Origin of the sequence: Pseudomonas meliae (assembly GCF_001400515.1) — a bacterium.
Lineage (GTDB): Bacteria > Pseudomonadota > Gammaproteobacteria > Pseudomonadales > Pseudomonadaceae > Aquipseudomonas > Aquipseudomonas amygdali.
Map to the genome: position 1 here is coordinate 15,731 of NZ_LJQT01000075.1, position 23,839 is coordinate 39,569.

Consider the following 23,839-nt stretch of genomic DNA (forward strand, 5'->3'; position numbering starts at 1 on the left):
GCATGCAGTTCTGGACGCTGTGCGTACTCTTTTGCGATGCAGAGCGTCACGAAACGCATTTCTATACGCAACGACACCGTCAAGCCACTTACATCCCGGTCCACTTAATGGCAACGTACAGCTTCAGTCACTGCACCGATCGTTGAGCAAGCACGTGTCCACACGCCCTACCTTTCTGTCCCATGCCAATCCATTCGTCCCGGCCGTCGGCATGGGCAATCCGCATTTGCAGACGCTGTGGGGGCCGCTGCTGCGCAGGCCGACGCTGCTGGCGCGCACTCGCGAGCGGTTGTGGCTGAAGGATGGGGATTTTCTGGATATGGACTGGCATGGTCCGGATGAGCCCGATAAACCCCTGGTTCTTGTACTGCACGGCCTGACCGGGTCGTCCAATTCGCCGTATGTAGCCGGTCTGCAAAAGGCCCTGGCGGCGCAGGGCTGGCCCAGTGTGGCGCTGAACTGGCGCGGGTGCTCGGGAGAGCCGAACCTGCTGTCGCGCAGCTATCACTCGGGAGCCAGCGAGGATCTGGCCGAGGTGATCGCTCATTTGCGTTCGCTGCGGCCACTGGCTCCGATTTATGCGGCGGGGTATTCGCTGGGCGGCAATGTGTTGCTCAAGTACCTGGGTGAATCCGGCGCCAGCAGTGATCTTCGGGGCGCGGTGGCGGTGTCAGTGCCGTTTCGGCTGGACGAATCCGCCAACCGCATCGGCCAAGGGTTCTCCAGGGTTTATCAACGGCACTTCATGCGCGAAATGCTGGCGTATATCCGTGACAAGCAGCATCGCTTCCAGCATGAAGGCATCAGCGAGGGGCTGGCCGAACTCGCCGCGCTGGGCTCACTGGAGAACATGCGAACGTTCTGGGACTTCCACCGCTGCATGGTTTTTCCGACGCCACGGATTACTACCGCAGGGCATCCAGCCGCTACTATCTGGGTCAGATTCAGACGCCGACGCTGATCATTCAGTCCAGCGACGACCCGTTCGTGTTCCCCCACAGCCTCCCCGAACCGAGCGAGCTGTCGTCCTGCACCGAGTTCGAGCTACACGCCAAAGGCGGGCATGTCGGTTTCGTCGACGGCTCGCTGCGCAATCCGGGCTATTACCTTGAGCGCCGCATCCCGTTATGGCTAAGCGCTGCACATCAGCGCGAAAACGCCTGATCAGGCTGACGAAGCATCAACCGGCGCCCGTGGCGATTTGATGCTCGGGATCGTTGATCCACTCGCTCCACGAGCCCGCATACAGCGTTGCCAGCGGATAGCCGGCCAGACACAGGGCGAACAGGTTATGGCAGGCCGTGACGCCTGATCCGCAGTAGGACACCAGACTTTCCGGCGGACGACCCTGCAATTTTTCGGCAAAACGCTGCCTGAGCTGCTCAGGTGGCAAAAAGCGTCCATCCGGCCCGAGGTTATCGGTACAGGCCGCACACTGAGCACCTGGAATATGCCCGGCGACAGGGTCCAAAGGCTCTACGTCACCTCGGAAGCGCGCTTCGGCGCGGGCGTCGATCAAGGTCATTTCCGGGCGACCGAGACGGCCATGCAAGCGACTGCCGCTGAGAACCATCGACATGTCCGGCTCACCGCTGAAACTGCCTGGCTCACGATTCGGCGCGTCAAGGCTCAACGGCAACCCGGCGGCGTGCCAGGCTTTCAGCCCTCCATCGAGCAGGTACACGCCTTCGCGCTTGCCCATCCAGGCCAGCAACCACCAGGCGCGCGCGGCATACATTCCAGGTCCGTCGTCGTACAGCACGATATCGCTGTCAGCGTTGATACCCCATGCCTGAAAGCACTGTAACAAGGCGTCGGGGTCCGGTAGCGGGTGGCGGCCTGTTTTGCCCTTGATCATCGGCCCGCTGAGGTCGCGCTTCAAATCGGCAAAGGACGCGCCCTCGATACGCCCTTGGGCGTAACTGCGCTGACCGTAATCGGAATCTTCAAGCGCATAACGGCAATCGAGAATCACCAGACCTGGGGTTTTCTGTCGTGCAGCCAGTTGCTCGGGGCTGATCAGTTGCGCAATGGACATGACACACTCCTGTGGCAGAGAACCGACAAGCAGGCCGCTCATCGGCTCTGAAATTCACATCAGAACCTCAGGCAACGTCGAGTGAAACGTTTCGCATAGCGCGTCGAACGCTTCGCGAGCCTGAGGCGCGACAAACACAGATTCGAGCATAAGTACCTGATAGACGCCACGTCGAATCGCCGATTCGTTCAACTCTGTAGCGTTTTCCCGGTTGGTGCACAGAAAACGCACCCACGACGTCAGAACGATCCAGGTGTTGAGACTGGTCCATTCGATCTGCGATTCATCCATTTTCAGGATGCCAGCCTTGATAAACCCCCGATAGATAGTCATCGCCTGCATCAGGCAGCGATACGAAAAGCGCCGGTAACGCCTCGCCAGCTCTGCATCCGACGTCAGTAGATGCTCAAGGTCGCGGTACAGAAAACGGTAGCGCCACATGGCGTCCATTATCGCCAGAAAATAATCGCGCTTGTCTTCGATGGTCGGCGGGCGGTCGGCAGGCAGGGTCAGAAAACTGCCCACCAGCGTTTCATACTCGGTGAACAACTCGGCGATGATCACCTGCTTGTTGGCGAAGTGGTAATAGAGATTGCCGGGCGAGATTTCCATGTGCGCAGCAATATGATTGGTGGTCACGCTTCGTTCGCCCTGCTGATTGAACAGCTCCAGACTGGTTTGCACGATGCGTTCACGGGTTTTGGTACGGGTTGCCATGCGGACAAGGCCACTCTAAGTGCTAATCAGATGATGGCAATCTTAACGCAGGCAGATGCCGCAATGGTGGCAGAATCGAAGCAGCACCAGTGAAGAGTCGACGCAGGCAAGCTGAACACAAGGTGTCTTAGCCAATTGCTGCGCGTCGAGCATCATCCGCACCACAGTAAATAGCCCCAAAATCGGGGGTTTGGGCTGAAACATGGCCGATAATCGGCGCAATACGACACTTGGCGCTTATTACGCAGCTTGGCCCATCGGGAAGGCTGCGATACCATCCGAGTCCCACAACGGACTCCGACCAGGACGACGCGATGAACCGAGTGTTGTACCCAGGCACCTTCGACCCGATTACCAAGGGCCATGGAGATTTGGTCGAGCGCGCCTCGCGCCTGTTCGACCACGTGGTCATTGCGGTTGCCGCCAGCCCGAAGAAAAACCCGCTGTTTCCTCTGGAACAACGCGTCGAACTGGCCCGCGAAGTCACCAAACACCTGCCCAACGTGGAAGTCGTCGGCTTCTCGACGCTGCTCGCGCATTTTGCCAAGGAACAGAATGCCAACGTCTTTCTGCGCGGCCTTCGCGCGGTATCGGACTTCGAGTACGAGTTTCAGCTGGCCAACATGAACCGTCAGTTGGCACCGGACGTCGAAAGCCTGTTCCTCACGCCCTCAGAGCGCTACTCATTCATTTCCTCGACGTTGGTGCGTGAAATCGCGGCGTTGGGCGGTGATATCACCAAATTCGTTCATCCTGCCGTCGCTCAGGCGCTGACCGAACGCTTCAAGCGCTAGACGCAGCGCATGTGAAGGTGCATCCCGAAGCCTAATGCGGCACAATTCGCCGCATTGGTTTTAATGTGCCCCGGCGTCGGCTGCGGCAGGAGCAATTCATGTCCCTTATCATCACTGACGATTGCATCAACTGCGACGTCTGCGAACCCGAGTGCCCAAACGAGGCGATTTCACAAGGCGAGGAGATCTACGTGATCAACCCGAACCTGTGCACCGAATGTGTGGGTCACTACGACGAGCCTCAATGCCAGCAGGTTTGCCCGGTCGACTGCATCCCCCTGGATGAAAATCACGTCGAGAGCAAAGAGCAGCTGATGGACAAGTACCGAATCATCACCAGCAAGGTCTGATACAGCCTTTACTGCTGCTTGCCGTACCCGTCACCGGTGCAACCCAGGCAACGCACGAAGGCTGCCTTGCCCGGATCGACCACCAGCGCCTTGCCCGCTGCGCCGAGGTTGCCGCCTGCCGCTGCAAAAGGCGCAGCAATCACGAACAGCCCTGTACCGATGACCGTGGCTGCTATCAACAGCGGTCGGGCAATCAGCAGATCGCCGATCATCGCGAACGCTGGCGGGTTTTGAATGGTGTAGACCGGATCGCCGCTGCCGTTGGAGACATCGGAGGCAATCGCAGGCAGCGCCTGCAGGCCGATAAACAGCGCCAGCGTGGCAGCAAGAATACGAAACGGTCTCATGGCTTGGTCCTTCAGGCGTAGCAAATAATTAAGGTGCCATCACTATAAACAGGGGTGCAGCTTAAGCAAGTGGCCTGACGCTCTGCGCCTCTGGTATTTCAGCGCTGGCATTTTGGACAGTAAACACTGGCGCGCTGCCCCAACTTGATTTCACGCAGCGTTGTACCGCAGACCTTGCATGGCTGGCCGCCACGCCCGTAGACAAACAATTCCTGCTGGAAATACCCCGGCTTGCCGTCGCCGCCGATGAAGTCACGCAGGGTGGTACCGCCGCGCTCTATAGCGTAGGTCAGAATGCGCTTGATCTCGATGGCAAGCTTGAGATAACGAGCCCGTGAGACGCCTCCGGCTTCGCGTCGCGGGTCGATGCCCGCCGCGAACAGTGCTTCGGTCGCGTAAATATTGCCCACCCCGACCACCACGGCGTTGTCCATGACAAACGGTTTGACCGCAATCGACTTGCCGCGCGAGCGCTCGTAAAGGCGCTCACCGTCGAACAGATCAGTCAGCGGCTCTGGCCCCAGACGAATCAACAACTCGTGGTTATGCGGATCAAGGCTCCAGAGCATCGCCCCGAATCGACGCGGGTCGGTATAGCGCAAGGCCAGCCCGGACTCCAGTTCGATATCGACATGCTCGTGCTTGAGCGCCGGAAGCCCGGCCTCGACGAGGCGCAGATTGCCCGACATGCCCAAGTGGCTGATCAGCGTGCCCACTTCGGCCTGAATCAGCAGGTACTTGGCGCGCCGGTCCACCTGCACAATGCGCTGTCCGGAAAGCCGGATGTCCAAATCTTCGGGAATGGGCCAACGCAAACGGCTGTCGCGTACGATAACGCGGCTGACACGCTGACCTTCAAGATGGGGTGCAATGCCGCGACGGGTGGTTTCTACTTCGGGTAATTCAGGCATGTATCACTCGGTTTTACAGGAAGGGCAAGCCAGCAGCGCACAGGCTCAGCGCGCGCCCAGCTCGCGGATGCTTTCCCTCAGGTATTCAAAGTCATATTCGGACAAGCCCACGTAATCCAGCACCAGCGCACCAATGCATTCCCATTCGTGATCTTCGCCCTGATTGCCCAGCACCTGGTAGGACTGGCAGATGTGCTCGGCCATTTTCAGGGGGGCCAAGAGGTTCTTGAGCGGGGCATTGCGACTGGTATCGTCCTGAAAAATCGCCAATGCGTTGTGATGATTGGCGATCGCGTCAGTCACGTGCGCAGGCAAGCGCCATGACTTGGCCGTGTAATAGCCGACCACCGAGTGGTTGGTGTCGAACGCGGCGTTTTCAGTATCGACGATGCGACAATCAGGCCCTGCGTTGGCGTAGGCTTCTTCAAGGACCGGCATGTAATTCGGGAAACGCTTGAGCATCAGCGGAATACCGCAGTCATGGAACAGGCCCAATGCGTAGGATTCATCCACAGTCTGCGAGCCGATGCGCTTGGCCAGGGTCAGACTGGTCATTGCGACATCCTGCGCGGTATCCCAGAAGCGGTTGAGCGCGACGATGGTCTCATCGGTCATCTCGCCCCTGATCGACTGCGCGTTGATCAGATTGATCACGGTACGGCTGCCCAGCAGATTCACAGCCTTGTCAATCGAGGCAATCTTGTTGGACAGGCCATAGTGCGCAGAGTTGACGATCTTCAGCAGCGCCCCGGACAACCCCGGATCTTGCGCAATCAACCGCGCAATTACCCCAAGGTCCGGATCGGGCATGTATTGCTCCATCTGCAGATCCACCATGATCTGCGGCTGCGGGAGCACACTGATACCCTGCAACGCTTGCTGGATCTGTTCTGGGCTTAGCTCTTCGGACATAGGAATTTACTCACCGTAATGACTGGATTCTGACCCCTTGCGGGGAAACGGTCCATCACCCAAGACGAAGATATTCTCGGAACTTTGCCACATGCCAGGCTTCGGACCTTGTGTTGACGGCGTATATGGCGGCCTCAAAACGACCGCCAGACGCCACCCTGAAAGCCCGACACTGGAGGATCCCATGTCTAAAGCACTGACTGGCAAACGCATCGCAATTCTTGTAACCGACGGTTTCGAGCAGGTCGAACTGACCGGCCCGAAAGAAGCGCTGGAGCAAGCAGGTGCCACCGTGGAAATCCTGTCCACCGAAGAGGGCCAGGTCAAAGGCTGGAATCACGACAAACCTGCCGATGATTTCAAGATCGACCGCACGTTCAAGGCGGCCAACGCCAGCGACTACCATGGCGTGGTTCTGCCAGGCGGCGTACAGAACTCCGACACCATCCGCATAGACACTGACGCCCAGAAGCTCGTCAAGGACATTGAGGGTTCCGGCAAACCAGTGGCGGTTATCTGTCACGGCGGCTGGCTGTTGATATCGGCAGGCCTGGTGAAGGGTAAAACCCTGACCAGCTTCAAGACGCTGAAGGATGACCTGGTCAACGCCGGGGCTAAATGGGTTGATCAGGAAGTTGTCACCGACGGCACGCTGATCAGCAGCCGCCAGCCTGATGACATCCCGGCCTTCAACAGCAAGTTGATTGAAGCGCTGTCGGCTTGATCGGTTGCGATTATTGTAGTCATCCCGGCGCACTACCGGGATGACGCGCTATAATCCCGCTCTTTTTTCAGGAGCGACGTCATGTCCCTGCCTAGCTTGCGCCTCAAAGCCAACGCCGACCGCCGCCTGCGCGCCGGTCACTTGTGGGTCTACAGCAACGAAATCGACGTAGCCGCCACCCCGCTGCATGGTTTTGCAGCCGGTGATCAGGCCATCCTCGAAGCTGCTGGCGGCAAGCCGCTGGGCATCGTCGCCATGAGCCCCAACAACCTGATCTGCGCACGTTTGCTGTCGCGCGATATCAAGCTGCCGCTCGATAAGTCTTTGCTGGTCCACCGCCTGAACGTGGCGCTGTCGCTGCGCGAGCGTCTGTTCGACAAGCCTTTCTACCGTCTGGTCTACGGCGATTCAGACCTGATGCCGGGTCTGGTGGTGGACCGGTTCGGTGACATCCTGGTTGTCCAGCTGGCCTCGGCCACCATGGAAAACCACAAGGAAGACATCATTGCCGCGCTGGTTCAGGTCATCAAGCCAAGCGGCATCCTGTTCAAGAACGACTCAGCCGCTCGCGATGCGGAAGGTCTGAATCGTTACGTCGAAACCATGTTCGGCCTGGTTCCCGAATGGGTTGCGCTGGAAGAAAACGGCGTGAAGTTCGAAGCACCGGTGATGGCCGGGCAGAAGACCGGCTGGTTCTACGACCACCGTATGAACCGCGCGCGCATTGCCCCCTACGTCAAAGGCAAGCGTGTACTGGACCTGTACAGCTACATTGGTGGCTGGGGAATTCAGGCAGCGGCTTTTGGTGCCAGTGACGTGACCTGCGTCGACGCATCGTCCTTCGCCCTTGATGGGGTTGAGCGCAACGCAGCCCTGAATGACTTCGCAGAAAAAATGACTTGCATCGAAGGCGATGTTTTCGAGGCGCTGAAAGAGCTGAAAGCCGGTGAGGAGCGTTTCGATGTGATCGTTGCCGATCCACCTGCGTTCATCAAACGCAAGAAAGACATGAAAAACGGCGAAGGCGCTTACCGCCGCCTGAACGAGCAAGCCATGCGCCTGCTCAGCAAGGACGGCATTCTGGTCAGCGCTTCCTGCTCCATGCACCTGCCGGAAGACGACCTGCAAAACATCCTCCTGACCAGCGCCCGCCATCTGGACCGCAATATCCAGCTACTGGAACGCGGCGGCCAGGGCCCGGACCATCCGGTGCACCCGGCAATTGCCGAGACACGCTACATCAAGAGCATTACTTGCCGGTTGCTGCCTAATAGCTGATGCCTCCAGCATCGGAATGCAGTTCAGGACGCTCTGCCTTGCAAGAGGGCGCAGAGCGTCCGGAACGGCATGCGACGCAGAGCNNGATAGTTGAGGTTATCGTTCAGCCACGCTCCAACGCCGTCCGTAAACCCAGCAATACCAGAAAGTGCAGCGGGTAAATCGCATAGGCCCAGCGCCGCATCGGGATCACTGCGAACTTCGGTCTGGTGCGCAGTAGCGCTATGCCCAGCGCAGGTGCCACCAGGCAGGCGGCTATCGAGCCAATGGAAATCGGGTCGCCCCAGCTCGCGCCGGCAATCATCTGCGGCCAGGCATTGGCTGCGAGACAGAAAACTGCCGGAAACACCGAATACCAAAGGCGCTTTTGCAGCACCAACAGAAAAACCAGCGGCAGCAACACGCCGGCAAAACCAAACATCAATTGTTGCTGAAAAACCGCCCCAAACAGCAGGGCAACGATGGCCATGATCCGCGTCGTCACGTTGCGATGCTGCCAGCCTTGAGCAATCAGCAGCCCCAGCAACAGGGTCGGCATCACGTTCAGCACGGTCACGTCCGCCATGAACAGCCGATACGGGATTTCTGATAGCGCTGCGAATGCCAGCAGCCAGCCCAGATAGCGCCATTGCACCCTCGGGGCCAGAATGGCTGCGCTGCGCCGGGAAAGGTTTACGGCAATTGCCAGACAGAACCAGGGAAAGGCGAAACGCCCCGGCACGTAAAGAAAATCAACTGACCAGCCCACATAGCGAAGATGATCGAGCACCATGCTCAGCATCGCCAGCCACTTGAGCAGGTCCAGCGCCTTGTTGCGTCCGGGCAGAAAAGGCGGGTTGGACAGATCCATATCGCTCCTGAATGGGGAATTGCGTCATGCAGTCAACACATGACCGAACCTTATATTGTCGCTACAGTGCGCACCATAATCGCCCATAAGGAATCGGCCATGACAGACCAAAGCCAACAGTTCGCCAGCGACAACTATTCCGGTATCTGCCCTGAAGCCTGGGCAGCCATGGAGCAGGCGAACAAGGGGCATCAACGTGCCTATGGTGACGATCAATGGACTGCACGCGCGTCAGATGATTTCCGCCGCCTGTTCGAAACCGACTGCGAAGTGTTTTTTGCCTTCAACGGCACAGCGGCCAACTCGCTGGCGCTGTCATCGCTGTGCCAGAGTTACCACAGTGTCATCTGTTCGGAAACGGCTCACGTTGAAACCGATGAATGCGGTGCACCGGAGTTTTTCTCCAACGGCTCCAAACTGCTGACAGCACGCAGCGCAGGCGGCAAGCTGACCCCGGAGTCGATTCGCGAAGTGGCGCTCAAGCGTCAGGATATTCACTACCCCAAACCGCGCGTCGTGACGCTGACCCAGGCCACCGAGGTAGGCGGCGTTTATCAGCCCGAAGAACTCAAGGCAATCAGTGCGACCTGCAAGGAGCTGGGCCTGCATCTGCACATGGACGGTGCCCGCTTCTCCAATGCCTGCGCCTTTCTGGAGGCCTCACCGGCAGAACTGACCTGGAAATCCGGCGTCGATGTGCTGTGCTTCGGCGGTACCAAAAACGGCATGGCGGTGGGTGAAGCCATCCTGTTTTTCAACCATGACCTGGCTGAAGATTTCGATTACCGCTGCAAACAGGCCGGGCAGCTTGCGTCGAAAATGCGCTTTCTGTCTGCTCCGTGGGTCGGGCTGCTGGAAAACGACGCTTGGCTCAAACACGCGCGCCACGCCAACCATTGCGCACAACTGCTGGCCGAACTGGTCAAGGATATTCCCGGCGTGGAGCTGATGTTTCCGGTACAGGCCAATGGTGTGTTCCTGCAATTGTCGCAACCGGCCATTGCAGCATTGACGGCCAGGGGCTGGCGTTTCTATACCTTCATCGGCAACGGCGGCGCACGCTTCATGTGCTCGTGGGACACCGAAGAAGAGCGCGTGCGTGAACTGGCCGCCGATATCAAGCTGGTGATGCAGGGCTGAAGCGTCTGGCTCAAAGCTTGCAGGTGCAGCCTGGCAATCGTGGTGGGGGCAATCTCCCCCTCAACGGCAATCGGCCCAAAAGGCCGCCCGGACTTCACTGACCACCCTCAAGAAGGAGCTTGTCTGCATGTTCGATTTCTCCGCCCGGCTCAAGCAGCATTTCGCTGCTCTGCAGAGTGAAGCGCAATTTTTTTCCGTACGTTACGTGCACCGCACCGGCCAACGCCTGTGCGTGCGCAAGAATGTGGCCGAGCCGCCGTCGCTGAGCAGCGACGAGGGCGCAATGCTGACCGTGCGCCTGAACGGTGTTGAAGCCTACGCCGCCACCAACGACATTTCCCTTCGGGGTTTGCAAGCCGCCTTGCAGCAGGCCGAAGCGCTGGCACGTCGCTTGGCACCGCATGCGTTACTGAACCTGAGCGATCAAGCTGTCTCGACTGCCAAGGCTGACTATCTGTCGCCGCACATGGATCAAGCCTTCCCGCCACTGAGCGACTGCATCGGCCTGCTGATGGCCGAGTCCAGCGCCGTCCCGAAAGACGAACGGCTGGTCAACTGGCAGGCCGTACTGGGGCTGGAAACGGTTGAGCAGATTTACCTGAACACCGCGGGCGCAGAGCTTCGTCAGGCGCAACGCTTCATTTTCCCCGGCATGAGCGTGACAGCCTACGACGGTCGTGACAGCCAGACCCGCACGCTGGGTGGCCATAACTTCGGCCAGCAGGGCGGCATCGAAGTGCTGAGCAGTTGCGGCCTGATCGGCTCTGCGGCCAACGTCGCCGATCAGGCCTTGCAGCTTATCCTCGCACCCAACACACCGTCAGGCCCACGCGACCTGCTGCTGATGCCGGATCAGATGGTTCTGCAGATTCACGAGTCCATCGGCCATCCTCTGGAACTGGACCGGATTCTTGGCGACGAGCGTAATTACGCAGGCACCAGCTTCGTCAAGACGACTGATTTCGGCACGTTGCAATATGGCTCCAGCCTGTTGAACGTGACGTTCGACCCGGACATTCCTGAACAGCTGGCAAGCTATGCGCACGACGACGATGGCACGGCCGCCAGCAAACAGTTCCTGATTCGTGACGGCCTGTTGCAACGCCCGCTCGGCGGCGCACTGTCGCAATACCGCAGCGGCCTGGACGGGGTCGCCAACAGCCGCGCCTGCGGCTGGAACCGTGCGCCCATCGATCGCATGGCCAACCTGAACATCGAACCGGGCGACCAGTCACTGGACGGCCTGATCGGTAACATCGAGCACGGCATCCTGATGTCGAGCAATCGCTCCTGGTCCATCGACGACGCGCGCAACAAGTTCCAGTTCGGCTGCGAATGGGGCCAATTAATTGAAAACGGTGAACTCAAGGGCGTTGTGAAGAACCCCAACTATCGGGCAATTTCTGCTCAGTTCTGGAAAAACCTCAGCGCAGTCGGTGACGCCAGTACCTTCAAAGTGCTGGGCACGCCCAACTGCGGCAAGGGCGAACCCAATCAGGTGATCCGTGTAGGCCATGCCTCTCCGGCGTGTGTTTTTGCCAATGTCGATGTGTTTGGAGGGGATGCCTGATGTCGCACCAACAGCAATTCGAGGCGCTGGTCGCCGTGCTCAAGGCTGCCATCAGCCCGACGGAACACTTCACCCTGGCCTACGACGCCGAAGCGTCCGACTTCATTCGCTTCAACCACGGCCAGGTTCGGCAGGCCGGGAGCGTGCAGCAGGTCATTGCGACCTTCAAACTGATCGACGACGGGCGTCATGCCAACCTGGAAGTGACCTTGTCCGGGGATCAGGAGACCGACACCCGGCGCCTTTCCAACGCCTTGCAGCAATTGCGCGAAACCCTGCCTTCGCTGGCGAAAGACCCGTATCTGTTGCCCAACACACAGGCCTGGCAAAGCAGCAACGTGCAAGACCTGCCGCTGCCGGACAGCGCGCAGGTGGTCGAGCAGATCAGCGAACTGTCAGGCGACCTCGATCTGGTGGGTTTTTACGCGGCTGGTCCGCTGTATCGGGGTTTCGCCAGTTCGTGGGGCGCGCTGGGCTGGCATCAGGCCAACAGCTTCAATTTCGACTGGAGCCTGTTTCATGAAAACGGCCAGGCGGTGAAAGCCAATTACGCAGGTCACGACTGGAACAACGAAGCGTTCGTGCAACGCTTTCAGCAGGCCCGTGAGCAGCTCGAATTTCTCGGCCGCCCACTGCACACCCTCAGGCCCGGTCAATACCGTGCCTATCTGGCTCCAGCGGCGCTGGACGAAGTCATTGGCATGCTCAGCTGGGGCGGTTTTTCCGCGCAAGCGGTGGCCAGCAAGCGCAGCCCGTTGCAAAGGCTGTATGACGGCGAGACTCATTTCAGCCCGCTGATCAGCTTCGACGAGCAAGTCAGTGGCTCGCTCTCGCCAGCCTTCTCACGCGAAGGCTACCCGCGCAAGGATCTGAAGCTGATCGTCAACGGGCAGGCCCGCGAGCGACTGGTGGACTCGAGCAGCGCCGCTGAGTACGACCTGCCTGCCAACGGCGCGGATTATGGCGAAGGTCCAAGCGCGTTGAGCATTGCCGGTGGCTCGCTGGAGCTGGACCAGATCCTTGAAAAGCTCGGCACAGGCCTTTACATCAGCAACCTGTGGTACCTGAACTTTTCGGATCGCGCTGCCGCACGTCTGACCGGGATGACACGTTTCGCAACATTCTGGGTCGAAGACGGCAAGATCGTCGCACCGGTCAGCACCATGCGTTTCGATGACAGCGCCTACAGCCTGTTGGGTAGCGCACTGGAGGACCTGACTCGCGAGCGGGAACTGATTCTTCAATCGAGTACCTACACTCAGCGCCAGACGGGGTCGATTCAACTGCCCGGCGCTCTGATAAGCCGACTCACCCTAACCTTGTAGCAGGAGCTTATGTCGAACTCAGCAGCGCCAATCATGGATGAAAAGACCCTGCGCTGGATGCCCTGGGTCATCGCCATTGCGTTCTTCATGCAAAGCCTGGACGGCACGATCCTCAACACCGCCCTGCCGTCCATGGCCAGCTCGCTGGCGCAAGACCCCCTGCGCATGCAGTCGGTGGTTATCGCCTACATGCTGACCATCGCACTGCTGATCCCGGCCTCGGGCTGGATTGCCGATCGGTTCGGGATCAAGCGCATCTTCTTCAGCGCCATTCTGCTGTTCAGCTTCGGCTCGTTGCTGTGTGCGCTGTCCTGGTCACTCAACGTGCTGGTGGCGGCGCGGGTGATTCAGGGGCTGGGTGGCGCGCTGATGCTGCCCATCGGACGCCTGATCGTCTTACGTGCGTATCCGCGGTCGGAGCTGGACGGATCATGGGCTTTATCACCGTGCCCGGTCTTTTGGGACCGTTGCTGGGGCCGACGCTTGGCGGCTGGATGGTCGAGTACCTGAGCTGGCACTGGATTTTCCTGCTCAATATTCCGGTAGGGATTCTCGGCTGCTATGCCGTCAAACACTTCATCCCCGACCTTCCCGGAGGCGGTCGAACGCGTTTTGACGGCATCGGCTTTATCCTGTTTGGCGCGGCAATGGTGCTGATCACCATTGCCCTCGAGGGGCTGGGCGAGCTGAACCTGCCACATATGCGCGTGGTGCTTCTGCTGTTTGCCGGGATGGGCTGCCTGGCGGCCTACTGGCTGCGCGCCGGGCACATCGAATCGCCGTTGTTCGCCCCTTCGTTGTTTCGCACCCGGACATTTGCCGTCGGTATTCTGGGCAATCTGTTCGCCCGTTTGGGCAGCGGAGCCTTGCCGTTCCTGATCCCGCTGCTGCTGCAAGTGGCGCTGGGGTATTCGCCCTCCGAGGCGGGCATGAGCATGTTGCCGCTGGCAGCTGCAGGAATGTTCGCCAAGACGGTAGCGCGCTGGCTGATCGAGCATATGGGCTATCGCCTCATTCTGACCGGTAACACATTGCTGCTGGGCATCCTGCTGGCAAGCCTGGCACTGGTCGATGTGCAGACGCCGTACTGGGTTTTGCTGGTGCATCTGGGCCTGCTCGGTGCGGCAAGCGGCAACAGCCTGCTCTCGGTGGTGGCCCAACTCTCGCTGAGCCTTGGGGTCGCAAGCGCTGCAGCCTTGTTGGGCGGTTTCAGCGAAGAAGTGGCCACCGGCGAGCTGAGCAGCGTGCTGGAGGCTTTCCAGCTGACGTTCCTGAGCGTCGGAGTTCTGGCCATGTTTGCCGCCGGGATTTTCCTGCAATTACCAGCGAAGGAGGCCAGGGTAGCGACGACTTGATTGACAACCCTTCCGGACAGGAGCAAACCTGTATGGCGAAATCCCCTTTAAAACAGGGACTTTGCCCGAAAAACGAGCAGTTTCAAGTATCCGACCAGATACATTGAAGAACCTGGGCAATCGGCCGACACTTTTATAGCACTAAGCCACTGTGGTCTCTTGTAAGCACGAGCCGCATCATGCAACCTTGCCATACGCGAAAGTGGGGTTTACGCCCGTCGCGACTAGTATTCCGGAAGCGAGTTTGTTCATGAAAAGCCAAACCGATGCTGCCGGTAGATCCGCAGCCGAGGTAGTGACGCAATTGCCAGTGCCTTCGCGCCTGGGCATGCTGCGTTTCGAGCGGCTGAATGAAGCCAATTGGGCGCTATTGTTTCTCGATCCGAATTGCGAAAAGCAGTTCGGCCTGCCCGCCGTCGACCTTTGCGCCTTGATTGGATCCCCTTATGCCAGCCTCATGGAGCCGCAAGCACGCTATCAACTGCATGACGACATCCAGCAGCAACTGGCTTCTTCTCCGAATTACCTGATTCGCTACACCCTGCACAGCCCCAAGGGCGCGCTTGGCTTGCTGGAAATCGGCGAAGCCTACAAGCAGCACAATCGTCACCTGCTGCGTGGTTATTTTCTGATCGTCGATGGCCTTGTCACAGAAAGCGAGACCGCCACTGACTCCGATCTCGAAACCCGTAACCTGCGCCTGCAGATTGCCCTTGAACTCAACCAGCGCGCCCAGCGTGACCAGTTTGCCCATCTGGAACGCGTGCGTGCCCAGCAGGACCTGATCCTGCGCCTGACCCGGCATCGTTACACCACAGCCAATACCCTGCTGGAAGCGGCAAAGCTGATCACCAAGAGTGCCTGCGACATTTATGACGTCGATCATGTCAGTATCTGGAACCTCATCGACAAGCGTCTGGAATCGATCACCGACTATCGTCGGGAAAGCGGCGACTATCAGTCGCGTACGCCGATTGATATCAGCGCCTACCCCACCTATCTCCAAGCGCTCAATACCAGCAGGGCGATTGACGCCAGCAATATCCAGACCGACCCGCGCACCCGCGAAATGGCCGAAAGCCTGAACCCTGGAGAAGACAAGGCGGTCCTCGATGCGAGTATTCGTATCGATGGCCAGGTCATTGGCGTGCTCTGCCTGGAACAGTCCGGCTCGACACGCGAGTGGCAGTCCGACGAAATCGCCTTCGCCGGGGAGCTGGCCGACCAGTTCGCTCAGGTCATCAACAACCATAACCGTCGAGCCGCGACCAATGCGCTGCACCTGTTCCAGCGTGCAGTCGAACAAAGCGCCAACGCCTTTCTGCTGGTCAACTGCAACGGCGTGGTCGAATACGTCAACCCAAGCTTCACGGCGATCACGCAGTACAGTTCCGATGAAGTCTCCGGGCACAAGCTCTCGGAACTGCCTGCGCTGGAAAACCTCAACCAGTTGCTGCTGGAAGCCAACTCCAGCCTGACCAACAGCAACAGCTGGCAGGGCGAGTTCAAAAGTCGACGCAAGAACCTCGAACCTTACTGGGGCCAGCTGTCGATTTCCAAGGTGTATGGCGATAATCGCGAGCTGACGCACTACATCGGCATCTATGAAGACATCACCCAGAGCAAGCTGGCCCAGCAGCGTATCGAGCGCCTGGCCTACACTGACAACCTGACCAATCTGGGCAACCGTCCGGCCTTCATCCGCAACCTGGACGAACGCTTTGTCCGTGACACCGACACGCCGATGAGCCTGTTGCTGGTCGACATCGACAACTTCAAGCGCATCAACGACAGTCTTGGCCACCAGACCGGCGACAAACTGCTGATCAGTCTGGCGCGCCGTCTGCGTAACACCTTGAGCCCGTCCGACTGCCAGTAACGAATTCGCCGTTCTGCTCGACAACACGGATCAGGAAGCCGGACAGGCCACCGCCAGTCAGGTACTGGCCACGCTGGACAAGCCGATGTTCGTCGATAATCAGCTGATCAGCGTTACCGGCTCGGTGGGCCTTGCTTGCGCGCCGCTGCACGGCCGTGACCCGCAGACCTTAATGAAAAACGCCGGCCTGGCCCTGCATAAGGCCAAAGCCAACGGCAAGCACCAGGTTCAGGTGTTTACCGAAGCCTTGAATGCCGAGGCCAGCTACAAGCTGTTTGTGGAAAACAACCTGCGCCGCGCCCTGACCCAGAACGAGCTGGAGGTGTTCTACCAGCCCAAGCTGTGCCTGCTGACCGGTCGTCTGCTGGGCATGGAAGCGCTGCTGCGCTGGAATCATCCTGAAAAAGGCATGATCCGCCCCGATCAGTTCATCAGCGTGGCGGAAGAAACCGGCCTGATCATCCCCATCGGCAAGTGGGTCGCTCGCCAGTCCTGCCGCATGAGCAAGGACCTCACCGCCGCTGGTTTCGGCAATTTGCAGGTGGCGATCAACGTGTCACCCAAGCAGTTTTCCGACCCCGAGCTGGTGTCATCGATTGCCGCTATCCTCAGAGAAGAAGAGCTGGATCCTTCGCTGCTGGAACTGGAACTGACCGAAGGCCTGCTGCTGGAAGCCACCGAAGACACGCGCCAGCAGCTGGACTCGCTGAAGAAGCTTGGCCTGTCGTTGGCCATGGATGACTTCGGCACCGGTTACTCGTCATTCAGCTACCTGAAGAAATTCCCCATTGATGTGATCAAGATCGATCGCAGCTTCATCCGCGATATTCCGGATGATGAAGACGACATGGAAATCACCTCTGCGGTCATCGCGATGGCCCACAACCTCAAGCTCAAAGTGGTCGCCGAAGGCATTGAAACCGCTGCACAGTTGACGTTCCTGCGCCGTCATCGTTGCGATGTGGGCCAGGGCTATCTGTTCGACAAGCCTATCCCCGGCGAAGAGCTGATCGAGAAACTGAAGCGCTACCCGCGTCGTCCGTCCGCCTGACAACCTTCCCTGCACCCTGCTCTCTCGGGCACACTGTCAGGCTGTTATTACACGGCAGCACTTGTTTGTGCGTGTAACGGGACCTATGTAACTCTGCTCATCTGTCCTGGCCCCTGCTGCCTGTCTCTAAACGAGAGGATATGGTTCATGACTCTGCGCTCGGAAATTCTAGTGAACAAAAACGTACTGCCCACCGCCGAACAAGCACTGCCGGGTCGTGAAACGCCTATGGCGCTTCCGGAAACTCATTTCGTCAACGGCAACCCGCTGCTGGGACCGTTTTCGAGCAATGTGGAATTCGCCATCTTCGGCCTGGGTTGCTTCTGGGGCGCAGAACGCCGCCTGTGGCAACAGAACGGTGTGGTGAGCACTGTCGTGGGGTATGCGGGCGGATTTACCCCGAACCCGACTTACGAAGAAGTCTGCTCCGGTCTGACTGGCCACACTGAAGTGGTGCTGGTTGTCTACGAGCCCGAGAAAATCAGCTACAAGTCGTTGCTCAAGGTGTTCTGGGAAGCGCACAACCCGACCCAGGGTATGCGTCAGGGTAACGACATCGGTACTCAGTACCGCTCGGTGATCTACTGCACCACTCCCGAACAGCTCGACGCCGCCAAGGCCAGCGCTGCGGAGTTCCAGGCGGAACTGAGCAAGGCCGGGCTAGGCGCAATTACCACTGAAATCGAAGAAGCTCCGACGGTCTACTTTGCCGAGGCCTACCACCAGCAATACCTGGCCAAGAACCCTCAGGGCTATTGCGGCCTGGGTGGTACCGGAGTTTGTCTGCCAGCTTGAACTGGCTGACTAGCTGAAAAAAGGGGCTGAAGCGTTGGTAGCTGGATAGGGCTAGCCCCCGTGGGAGCGAGCTTGCTCGCGAAGGCAATAGTTCAAACGCCCCTTTTTCGAGGACTGCACTGGCCCTTTCGCGAGCAAGCTCGCTCCCACAAAAGCTCATTCATTGCTGCGCTTGGGAATACAAGAGCTATCTCCTGAACCTCTCGCACCCTTCGGGCTTCAGAGTGGTCACGGCTGGCTCAATTACTCGGCGATCAACCAGTCCATCTTCCAGCCGCCCTGGGTCTGGCCCAGTTTGTCTGCCAGATAAGGCATCAGCTCACGCAGCTCTTCTTCCAGGCCCCACGGCGGGTTGGCGATGGCCAGGCCTGAACCGTTGAGGCTGGCCGGGGTGTCCAGCGGGTGGACGAACAGCTCGACGCGCAGCAATTTGGGTGCGCCAGTCTCGGCCAGGTCCTGATAAAAACGCCGCAGCAGGCGCGGGTCCTTGATCGGGTACCAGATAGCAGCCACCGTCTGACGCATGCGCCCGATGGTTTCCTTGAGCGCTACAGCGCAACGTTTCATTTCATCGAGCTGCTCGAACGGCGGGTCGATGAGCATCACGGCACGCTTTTCAGCCACCGGCAGCAAGGCGCGTGGCACATGCCAGCCTTCCCCCAGATGCACTGCCACGCGGCGATCGCCCTTCATGTTTTCCTTGAGCAGACGCCCATCTTCGGGGTGCTTCTCGTTGAGCAGCACACGCTCGCGCTCGCGAGTCAGGCGGCGGGCCAGCTCCGGCGAGCCGGGGTAGTAGCGCAGCTCGCCGTCGGGGTTCATGTCGTGCAGCACTTGCAAGTAATCGGAGGCCAGCGCGGGCAAGTCCGGTGCATCCCAAAGACGGTCGATGCCTTCCAGCCACTCTCCGGTGCGGGTGGCCTGATCGCCCTTGAGGTCGTATAACCCCAACCCCGCGTGGGTGTCGAGATAGGCGAACGGCTGCTCCTTGCGCGCCATGAGGGCGATCAAGCGAGTCAGAGTCAGGTGTTTGAACACGTCGGCGTGGTTGCCGGCATGGTAGGCGTGACGGTAATTCATGGCAGCTCCTGGCAAGCTGCGCAGTTTAGCAAACCTGAGCAATGAACAAGAATTTGTAACGAATTTGCGGGACTCGTCTCTTTCGTTTGAAGGAAATTTCCGAGAAACTCCCGCCCCCTTGTGCCTGCCGATTTCGATCACTACTCTGCGCCCGTCGCTGCATATTCAGCGATGAGGATTAGTAGCCCTCGGTGTGATTAGGCACAATGCGCCACCTTGTGCAAGGCGCTTGTTTACGGCCTGCATCTTTATGGTGGCCGTGCGTGGGGCATCTTCGGATGCACCGGTTCCTAATCACCGGGCTACTACCTGCGTGCGGCCGCCACCTTCGATTAGTAGCCGAAGTGACGACCTTCCAGTTATTGATTAGGAGTCTCACATGCTAAAAATCGTCCCCGACCCACCCCTCTTCAACGCCCGCCCCAAAGTCAGCCATGAAGATGCGCTGATGTATGCCAGCGACCTGCTGCGCTGTGCAGCAACCAGCGCTTACGAATTCAGCGACAGCATGACCGGCGCGCAAAGAGATATGACGCTCACGATCATGCACCTGGTGGAAATGGCAAAGGTCATGGTCGACAACACAATAGAAAACCGGCAAATCGAATAAGCGCGACCTGAACTGAAAACGACGTACCTGTAGTCAATCCTGCCATGCGCGACGCACAGGACTTGCCCTTGGCAGCCTGCCCTACCAGAATCGGAAAAAAGCCCGATCAAAGGAACAGAAGCCATGATGCACGCAGATTTGATTGACCAGGAAGACCTGCTCGGCCAACTCAGAGCCCTGGGCTTCGAAGCACCCGGCGGCGCAACCGCTGAACAAGCCTGCGCGCAAGCCGTTTGCGGCCTGAACGCCGAACGCGCTACAGCCCTGCGACGTCTGGTAGAGCAACTCCTGACCGGCAGCGCCACCCTCCTCCCCGCCGTACGCCAGGCCATCGACCAGCAACTGCTGCCAGCGCTGGCGGCTTATAAGCAGAGTCATAGTGGAACGTAACCGATAGGTGCCCTAAAGAACGCCTATCGTACCCACGCTGGAGCGTGCGGAAGGATGACACCATCTATCGTGCGACGCTCCGCGTCGCATGCNNNAGATTTGTGACGCAGAGCGTCACCCACGGCATTCCCACGCTGGAGCATGAGGAACGATAGTCGTCAGAGAGATCACTATCGTGCCCATGCTCCGCGTGGGTATGCCGTTCCGGACGCTCCGCGTTACACAGTTTCGGCGTGCTCAATACTCAATCCGCACATCCCCCTTCGGAACGCTGCAGCAGGACAGAATGTAACCCTCTGCAACATCCTCGTCGGTGATGCCGCCGTTGTGTTCCATTTCCACTTCGCCGCTCAGCTTCATAACCTTGCAGGTGCCGCAAATGCCCATACCACAGGCTTTGGGGATCATCAGGCCGAGTTTGGCGGCAGCGGCGTGAACAGTTTCGCCCGGGGCCACGCGAATGCTCTTGCCGGTGTCGGTGAATTCCACCTGATGCAGGTCGGCGGCGTCGACATCCGGCGCGTCGGCGGCGATTTCGGCCTGCTCGACGGCGTCTGCCCTGGCCTCGGGCGGCGTCGCACCGAACGACTCTTCATGGTATTGCGCCATGTTGAAGCCGTTCTCCTGCAACAGGCGCTTGACCGCTGTCATGTACGGCGTCGGTCCGCAACAGAACACCTCACGGTCCATGAAGTCCGGGGCCATCAGCTCAAGCATTTTCTGGTTCAGGTAGCCGCGATAACCGGCCCACGGCTCGCCCAGACCATGCTTTTCACAGACCAGGTGCAGGCTGAAATTGTCGATCCGCGAGGCCATGTGCTCCAGCTCGCGGTGGTAGATGATGTCCTTGGGCGAGCGGGCGCTGTGCACAAACACCATGTCGACATTGGCGTTGGTGTCATAGAACCAGCGCGCCATGGACATCATCGGCGTGATGCCGACGCCACCGCTAAGGTAGAGAATCTTCGGGTTGTGGAAATCGATGGCATTGAACAGCCCGACCGGCCCGTGCACGGCCAATTCCTGACCCTCACTGAGCGTGTCATGCAGGTAGTTGGAGACCTTGCCACCCGGTACGCGTTTGACGGTGATCGAAAAGCTGTAGGGCACCGACGGCGAGCTGGAGATGGTGTAAGAGCGCATGATCGGCAGGCCGTCGATCTCCAGCTCCAGGGTCACGAACTGGCCCGGCTTGAAGAAGAACATGATCGGCTGGTCGGCCATGAAGCAGAACGTGCGCACATCCCAGGTTTCCTGGATGACTTTGACGACACGTACCTGGTGGCGACCGTTGGCCCATGTCTGGGTCGTGACCGGGCTCAGGAAACTTTGCGACATACTCGATCTCCACGGTCGACTGTCGGCCTCTCATGCTGCGGATTCTGCGTAACGCGCGAGGCGGCCATTTACCTATCAACGACATTCACGTACTTACCGCGACCAGCCCCGTGCAACAAGGCCTGTCGCGTCGGGAACGGATGCGGCCATGTCGCCCATGGATAAGGTTCACTCAGCGCCCGGCTCCACACTCGCCATCAAGGGTCATGAGCATGATTGACTGATCTATCGTCATGCGTGAAACGCGATCACACCCGTATCAGCCACATTCGCAGGCCGCCCATGCCGCGGTCATGAGGGATTTAATCGATGGACGTCACCGCAACCTTGAGCCTGGGCGATCCGCTGGAACCTGCACGCAAGGCCACTGCCGAGATGCTGCAGAATCGCGAGCGTACCTACTCGCTGCCGCAGCCTTTTTACAGTGATGACCGACTGTTTGAAATCGACATGCAGGAAATCTTTCACAAGGAGTGGCTGATTGCCGGGATGACGTGCGAGATCCCGACCAAGGGCAATTACCTGACGCTGCAGATCGGCAAGAACCCGATCCTGGTGGTGCGTGGTCCGGACGGCGCAGTCAACGCGTTCCACAACGTATGCCGCCATCGCGGCTCGCGCCTGTGCACTGCCGAGAAAGGAAAAGTCGCCAAACTGGTTTGCCACTATCACCAGTGGACCTACGAGCTGGATGGCCGCCTGCTGTATGCGGGCACTGAAATGGGCGACGACTTCGACATGAAGCAGTTCGGCCTCAAGCCGGTGCACGTCAAGACCGCAGGCGGTTACATTTTCATCAGCCTGGCGGAGAACCCGCCTGCCATCGACGAGTTCCTGTCGACGCTGCGGCACTACATGGAACCCTATGATATGGAGAACACCAAGGTGGCGGTGCAAACCACCTTGATGGAAAAGGCCAACTGGAAGCTGGTGCTGGAGAACAACCGCGAGTGCTATCACTGCGGTGGCTCGCACCCTGAGCTGCTCAAAACCCTGCTGGAATGGGACGATGTCACAGACCCGCGCGCCGATCAGGCCTTCAAGGATCACGTGGCCGCATCTGCTGCTGCGTGGGACGCCGAGAAAATCCCCTACGCCCACGCCAGTTTCGGCCTGCGTAACCGTATCGTGCGCATGCCGCTGCTCAAAGGCACGGTGTCGATGACCCTGGACGGCAAGGTCGGCTGCAAAAAGCTGATGGGCCGCATCCAGAACCCGGACCTGGGCTCGATGCGTATTCTGCATTTGCCGCACTCCTGGAACCACTGCATGGGCGATCACATCATCGTATTCACGGTGTGGCCGATAAGTGCACAGGAAACCATGGTCACCACCAAGTGGATTGTCCACAAGGATGCAGTCGAAGGCGTTGACTATGACGTGGAACGCATGCGCCAGGTCTGGGATGCCACCAATGATCAGGACCGCCGTCTTGCCGAAGAAAACCAGCGCGGCATTAACTCTACCGCCTATCAACCCGGGCCTTATTCGAAAACCTATGAGTTCGGCGTGGTCAACTTCGTCGACTGGTACAGCTCGCGCATGCTGGAAAACCTCGGGGCAGAGCCAGCACCCTATCTGAAGGGCGTGGCGGTGAATCACGAGTAGAGGGCACACCTGCCCTTGGCAATACTGGGTACGGCTCACTCTTCAGCGAGGTGAGCCTGCTCAAACGATCGTCGACTGACGAATTTCCCGTTTCCCCCGCACAACAACTCCTCCGCCGATACCGTCATTTCTGACAGTTACCTGAAAACCCCTCTCGTGATCAACTCTCGTGGAAGTCAATCCAACGGAAGGAGACACGGACTATGCTCAACCCAAAAATCATTGATCAATATAAAAACAAAACAACCGATGCCGCCTCGGCCATGCCGGATATAAGGGGCAAAAATATTCTCATGGGGTTCTGGCATAACTGGCCTTCCGAACCCGATCAAGGTTACCAGCAAGGCCTCTTCAAAGAGATGGCGCTGACCGACATACCCGAAGCGTATAACGTTGTGGCAGTGGCCTTTATGAAAGGTGCCGGCATTCCCACCTTCAAACCTTATAACCTGAGTGATGATGCGTTTCGCGCTCAGGTGGCAGCACTGAATGCACAAGGCCGTGCAGTGCTGATTTCTCTTGGCGGGGCTGACGCGCATATTGAGTTGCATGCCGGTCAGGAAGATGCACTGGCCTATGAAATTATTCGTCTGGTTGAAACCTATGGCTTTGACGGCCTGGATATCGACCTCGAACAAGCTGCTATTACCTTTGCCGATAACCAGACCGTATTACCCGCTGCGTTGAGGATGGTGCGCGAGTATTACGAGACAGAAGGGAAGCACTTCATCATCAGCATGGCCCCGGAATTTCCTTACCTTAGGAGGGTGTAGACAA

General features: G+C 58.8%; 19 protein-coding genes and 4 pseudogenes. 15 read left to right on the forward strand and 8 right to left on the reverse strand.

Features of this window, described 5'->3' with window-relative positions; translation table 11 throughout:
• Positions 1-154 precede the first annotated feature (154 nt).
• Positions 155-1,164, forward strand: a pseudogene (locus tag ALO64_RS03480) (hydrolase).
• A 16-nt stretch (positions 1,165-1,180) separates the two neighbouring features.
• Here ALO64_RS03480 and ALO64_RS03485 read toward each other — a convergent pair.
• Both ALO64_RS03485 and ALO64_RS03490 read right to left on the reverse strand, forming a co-directional pair.
• Positions 1,181-2,038: a sulfurtransferase gene (locus ALO64_RS03485; RefSeq protein ID WP_005735021.1), complete on the reverse strand. Its 858-nt coding sequence runs from the start codon at positions 2,036-2,038 to the stop codon at positions 1,181-1,183.
• Between the two features lie 54 nt (positions 2,039-2,092).
• Entirely contained in the window at positions 2,093-2,755 is a 663-nt protein-coding gene (locus ALO64_RS03490; protein ID WP_002555638.1) for a TetR/AcrR family transcriptional regulator, read from the reverse strand.
• Positions 2,756-3,069: 314 nt separating this feature from the next.
• Here ALO64_RS03490 and coaD point away from each other — a divergent pair, with 314 nt between their 5' ends.
• Both coaD and ALO64_RS03500 read left to right on the forward strand, forming a co-directional pair.
• Complete coding sequence (gene coaD, locus ALO64_RS03495) at positions 3,070-3,549, forward strand: pantetheine-phosphate adenylyltransferase (RefSeq protein WP_002555639.1); 480 nt, start codon at positions 3,070-3,072, stop codon at positions 3,547-3,549.
• A 98-nt stretch (positions 3,550-3,647) separates the two neighbouring features.
• The gene (locus ALO64_RS03500) at positions 3,648-3,899 is read left to right on the forward strand and encodes a YfhL family 4Fe-4S dicluster ferredoxin (RefSeq protein ID WP_002555640.1); all 252 of its coding nucleotides are present in this window, start codon (positions 3,648-3,650) and stop codon (positions 3,897-3,899) included.
• Positions 3,900-3,907: 8 nt separating this feature from the next.
• On the opposite strand, the gene ALO64_RS03505 is transcribed toward ALO64_RS03500, so the two are convergent.
• The 3 genes from ALO64_RS03505 to ALO64_RS03515 all read right to left on the reverse strand — a co-directional run bounded on the left by ALO64_RS03505 (position 3,908) and on the right by ALO64_RS03515 (position 6,015).
• Positions 3,908-4,246 carry a hypothetical protein gene (locus tag ALO64_RS03505; protein ID WP_044344095.1) on the reverse strand — a complete coding sequence of 113 codons (339 nt, stop codon included), beginning with the start codon at positions 4,244-4,246 and terminating at the stop codon, positions 3,908-3,910.
• Positions 4,247-4,344: 98 nt separating this feature from the next.
• Entirely contained in the window at positions 4,345-5,157 is an 813-nt protein-coding gene (gene mutM, locus ALO64_RS03510; protein WP_002555642.1) for a bifunctional DNA-formamidopyrimidine glycosylase/DNA-(apurinic or apyrimidinic site) lyase, read from the reverse strand.
• A gap of 45 nt (positions 5,158-5,202) precedes the next feature.
• Positions 5,203-6,015 (reverse strand): HDOD domain-containing protein, encoded by an 813-nt coding sequence (locus ALO64_RS03515; protein ID WP_174517429.1) that lies wholly within the window; start codon positions 6,013-6,015, stop codon positions 5,203-5,205.
• Between the two features lie 238 nt (positions 6,016-6,253).
• Here ALO64_RS03515 and ALO64_RS03520 point away from each other — a divergent pair, with 238 nt between their 5' ends.
• Together ALO64_RS03520 and ALO64_RS03525 are read left to right on the forward strand one after the other, a co-directional pair.
• Positions 6,254-6,793 (forward strand): type 1 glutamine amidotransferase domain-containing protein, encoded by a 540-nt coding sequence (locus ALO64_RS03520; protein ID WP_005735018.1) that lies wholly within the window; start codon positions 6,254-6,256, stop codon positions 6,791-6,793.
• 81 nt (positions 6,794-6,874) lie between these two features.
• A complete protein-coding gene (locus tag ALO64_RS03525) occupies positions 6,875-8,071 on the forward strand; it encodes a class I SAM-dependent rRNA methyltransferase (protein ID WP_044344093.1) in 1,197 nt (398 codons plus the stop codon).
• A 103-nt stretch (positions 8,072-8,174) separates the two neighbouring features.
• On the opposite strand, the gene ALO64_RS03530 is transcribed toward ALO64_RS03525, so the two are convergent.
• Positions 8,175-8,921 carry a TraX family protein gene (locus tag ALO64_RS03530; protein WP_044344092.1) on the reverse strand — a complete coding sequence of 249 codons (747 nt, stop codon included), beginning with the start codon at positions 8,919-8,921 and terminating at the stop codon, positions 8,175-8,177.
• A gap of 99 nt (positions 8,922-9,020) precedes the next feature.
• Here ALO64_RS03530 and ALO64_RS03535 point away from each other — a divergent pair, with 99 nt between their 5' ends.
• From ALO64_RS03535 to msrA, 6 genes and pseudogenes are all read left to right on the forward strand, one after another.
• The gene (locus ALO64_RS03535; RefSeq protein WP_002555646.1) at positions 9,021-10,061 is read left to right on the forward strand and encodes a threonine aldolase family protein; all 1,041 of its coding nucleotides are present in this window, start codon (positions 9,021-9,023) and stop codon (positions 10,059-10,061) included.
• A 127-nt stretch (positions 10,062-10,188) separates the two neighbouring features.
• Positions 10,189-11,631: a TldD/PmbA family protein gene (locus tag ALO64_RS03540; protein WP_044344091.1), complete on the forward strand. Its 1,443-nt coding sequence runs from the start codon at positions 10,189-10,191 to the stop codon at positions 11,629-11,631.
• Complete coding sequence (locus ALO64_RS03545) at positions 11,631-12,956, forward strand: TldD/PmbA family protein (protein WP_044344090.1); 1,326 nt, start codon at positions 11,631-11,633, stop codon at positions 12,954-12,956. The genes ALO64_RS03540 and ALO64_RS03545 overlap by 1 nt, the downstream gene beginning before the upstream one ends.
• A 9-nt stretch (positions 12,957-12,965) precedes the next feature.
• Positions 12,966-14,311 (forward strand): annotated as a pseudogene (locus ALO64_RS03550) (MFS transporter).
• Positions 14,312-14,561: 250 nt separating this feature from the next.
• Positions 14,562-17,241: pseudogene (locus tag ALO64_RS03555) on the forward strand (sensor domain-containing phosphodiesterase).
• A gap of 147 nt (positions 17,242-17,388) precedes the next feature.
• Positions 17,389-18,036 carry a peptide-methionine (S)-S-oxide reductase MsrA gene (gene msrA, locus ALO64_RS03560; protein WP_044320874.1) on the forward strand — a complete coding sequence of 216 codons (648 nt, stop codon included), beginning with the start codon at positions 17,389-17,391 and terminating at the stop codon, positions 18,034-18,036.
• 243 nt (positions 18,037-18,279) lie between these two features.
• Here the strand turns inward: msrA and ALO64_RS03565 are convergent, their stop codons facing one another.
• Positions 18,280-19,116: a 23S rRNA (adenine(2030)-N(6))-methyltransferase RlmJ gene (locus ALO64_RS03565; protein ID WP_044344089.1), complete on the reverse strand. Its 837-nt coding sequence runs from the start codon at positions 19,114-19,116 to the stop codon at positions 18,280-18,282.
• 379 nt (positions 19,117-19,495) lie between these two features.
• Between ALO64_RS03565 and ALO64_RS03570 the strand changes: the two genes are divergently transcribed.
• Both ALO64_RS03570 and ALO64_RS03575 read left to right on the forward strand, forming a co-directional pair.
• Entirely contained in the window at positions 19,496-19,726 is a 231-nt protein-coding gene (locus ALO64_RS03570) for a DUF6124 family protein (protein WP_005735008.1), read from the forward strand.
• A 123-nt stretch (positions 19,727-19,849) separates the two neighbouring features.
• Entirely contained in the window at positions 19,850-20,116 is a 267-nt protein-coding gene (locus ALO64_RS03575) for a hypothetical protein (RefSeq protein ID WP_002555654.1), read from the forward strand.
• Between the two features lie 237 nt (positions 20,117-20,353).
• On the opposite strand, the gene gbcB is transcribed toward ALO64_RS03575, so the two are convergent.
• Positions 20,354-21,454, reverse strand: a complete 1,101-nt coding sequence (gbcB, locus tag ALO64_RS03580; protein ID WP_044344088.1) for a glycine-betaine demethylase subunit GbcB — start codon at positions 21,452-21,454, stop codon at positions 20,354-20,356.
• Between the two features lie 309 nt (positions 21,455-21,763).
• On the opposite strand from gbcB, the gene gbcA reads away from it, so the two are divergent.
• Entirely contained in the window at positions 21,764-23,062 is a 1,299-nt protein-coding gene (gene gbcA / locus ALO64_RS03585; RefSeq protein ID WP_002555658.1) for a glycine-betaine demethylase subunit GbcA, read from the forward strand.
• Positions 23,063-23,265: 203 nt separating this feature from the next.
• Positions 23,266-23,829, forward strand: a pseudogene (locus tag ALO64_RS03590) (glycosyl hydrolase family 18 protein); the annotation flags it as partial.
• Positions 23,830-23,839 lie beyond the last annotated feature (10 nt).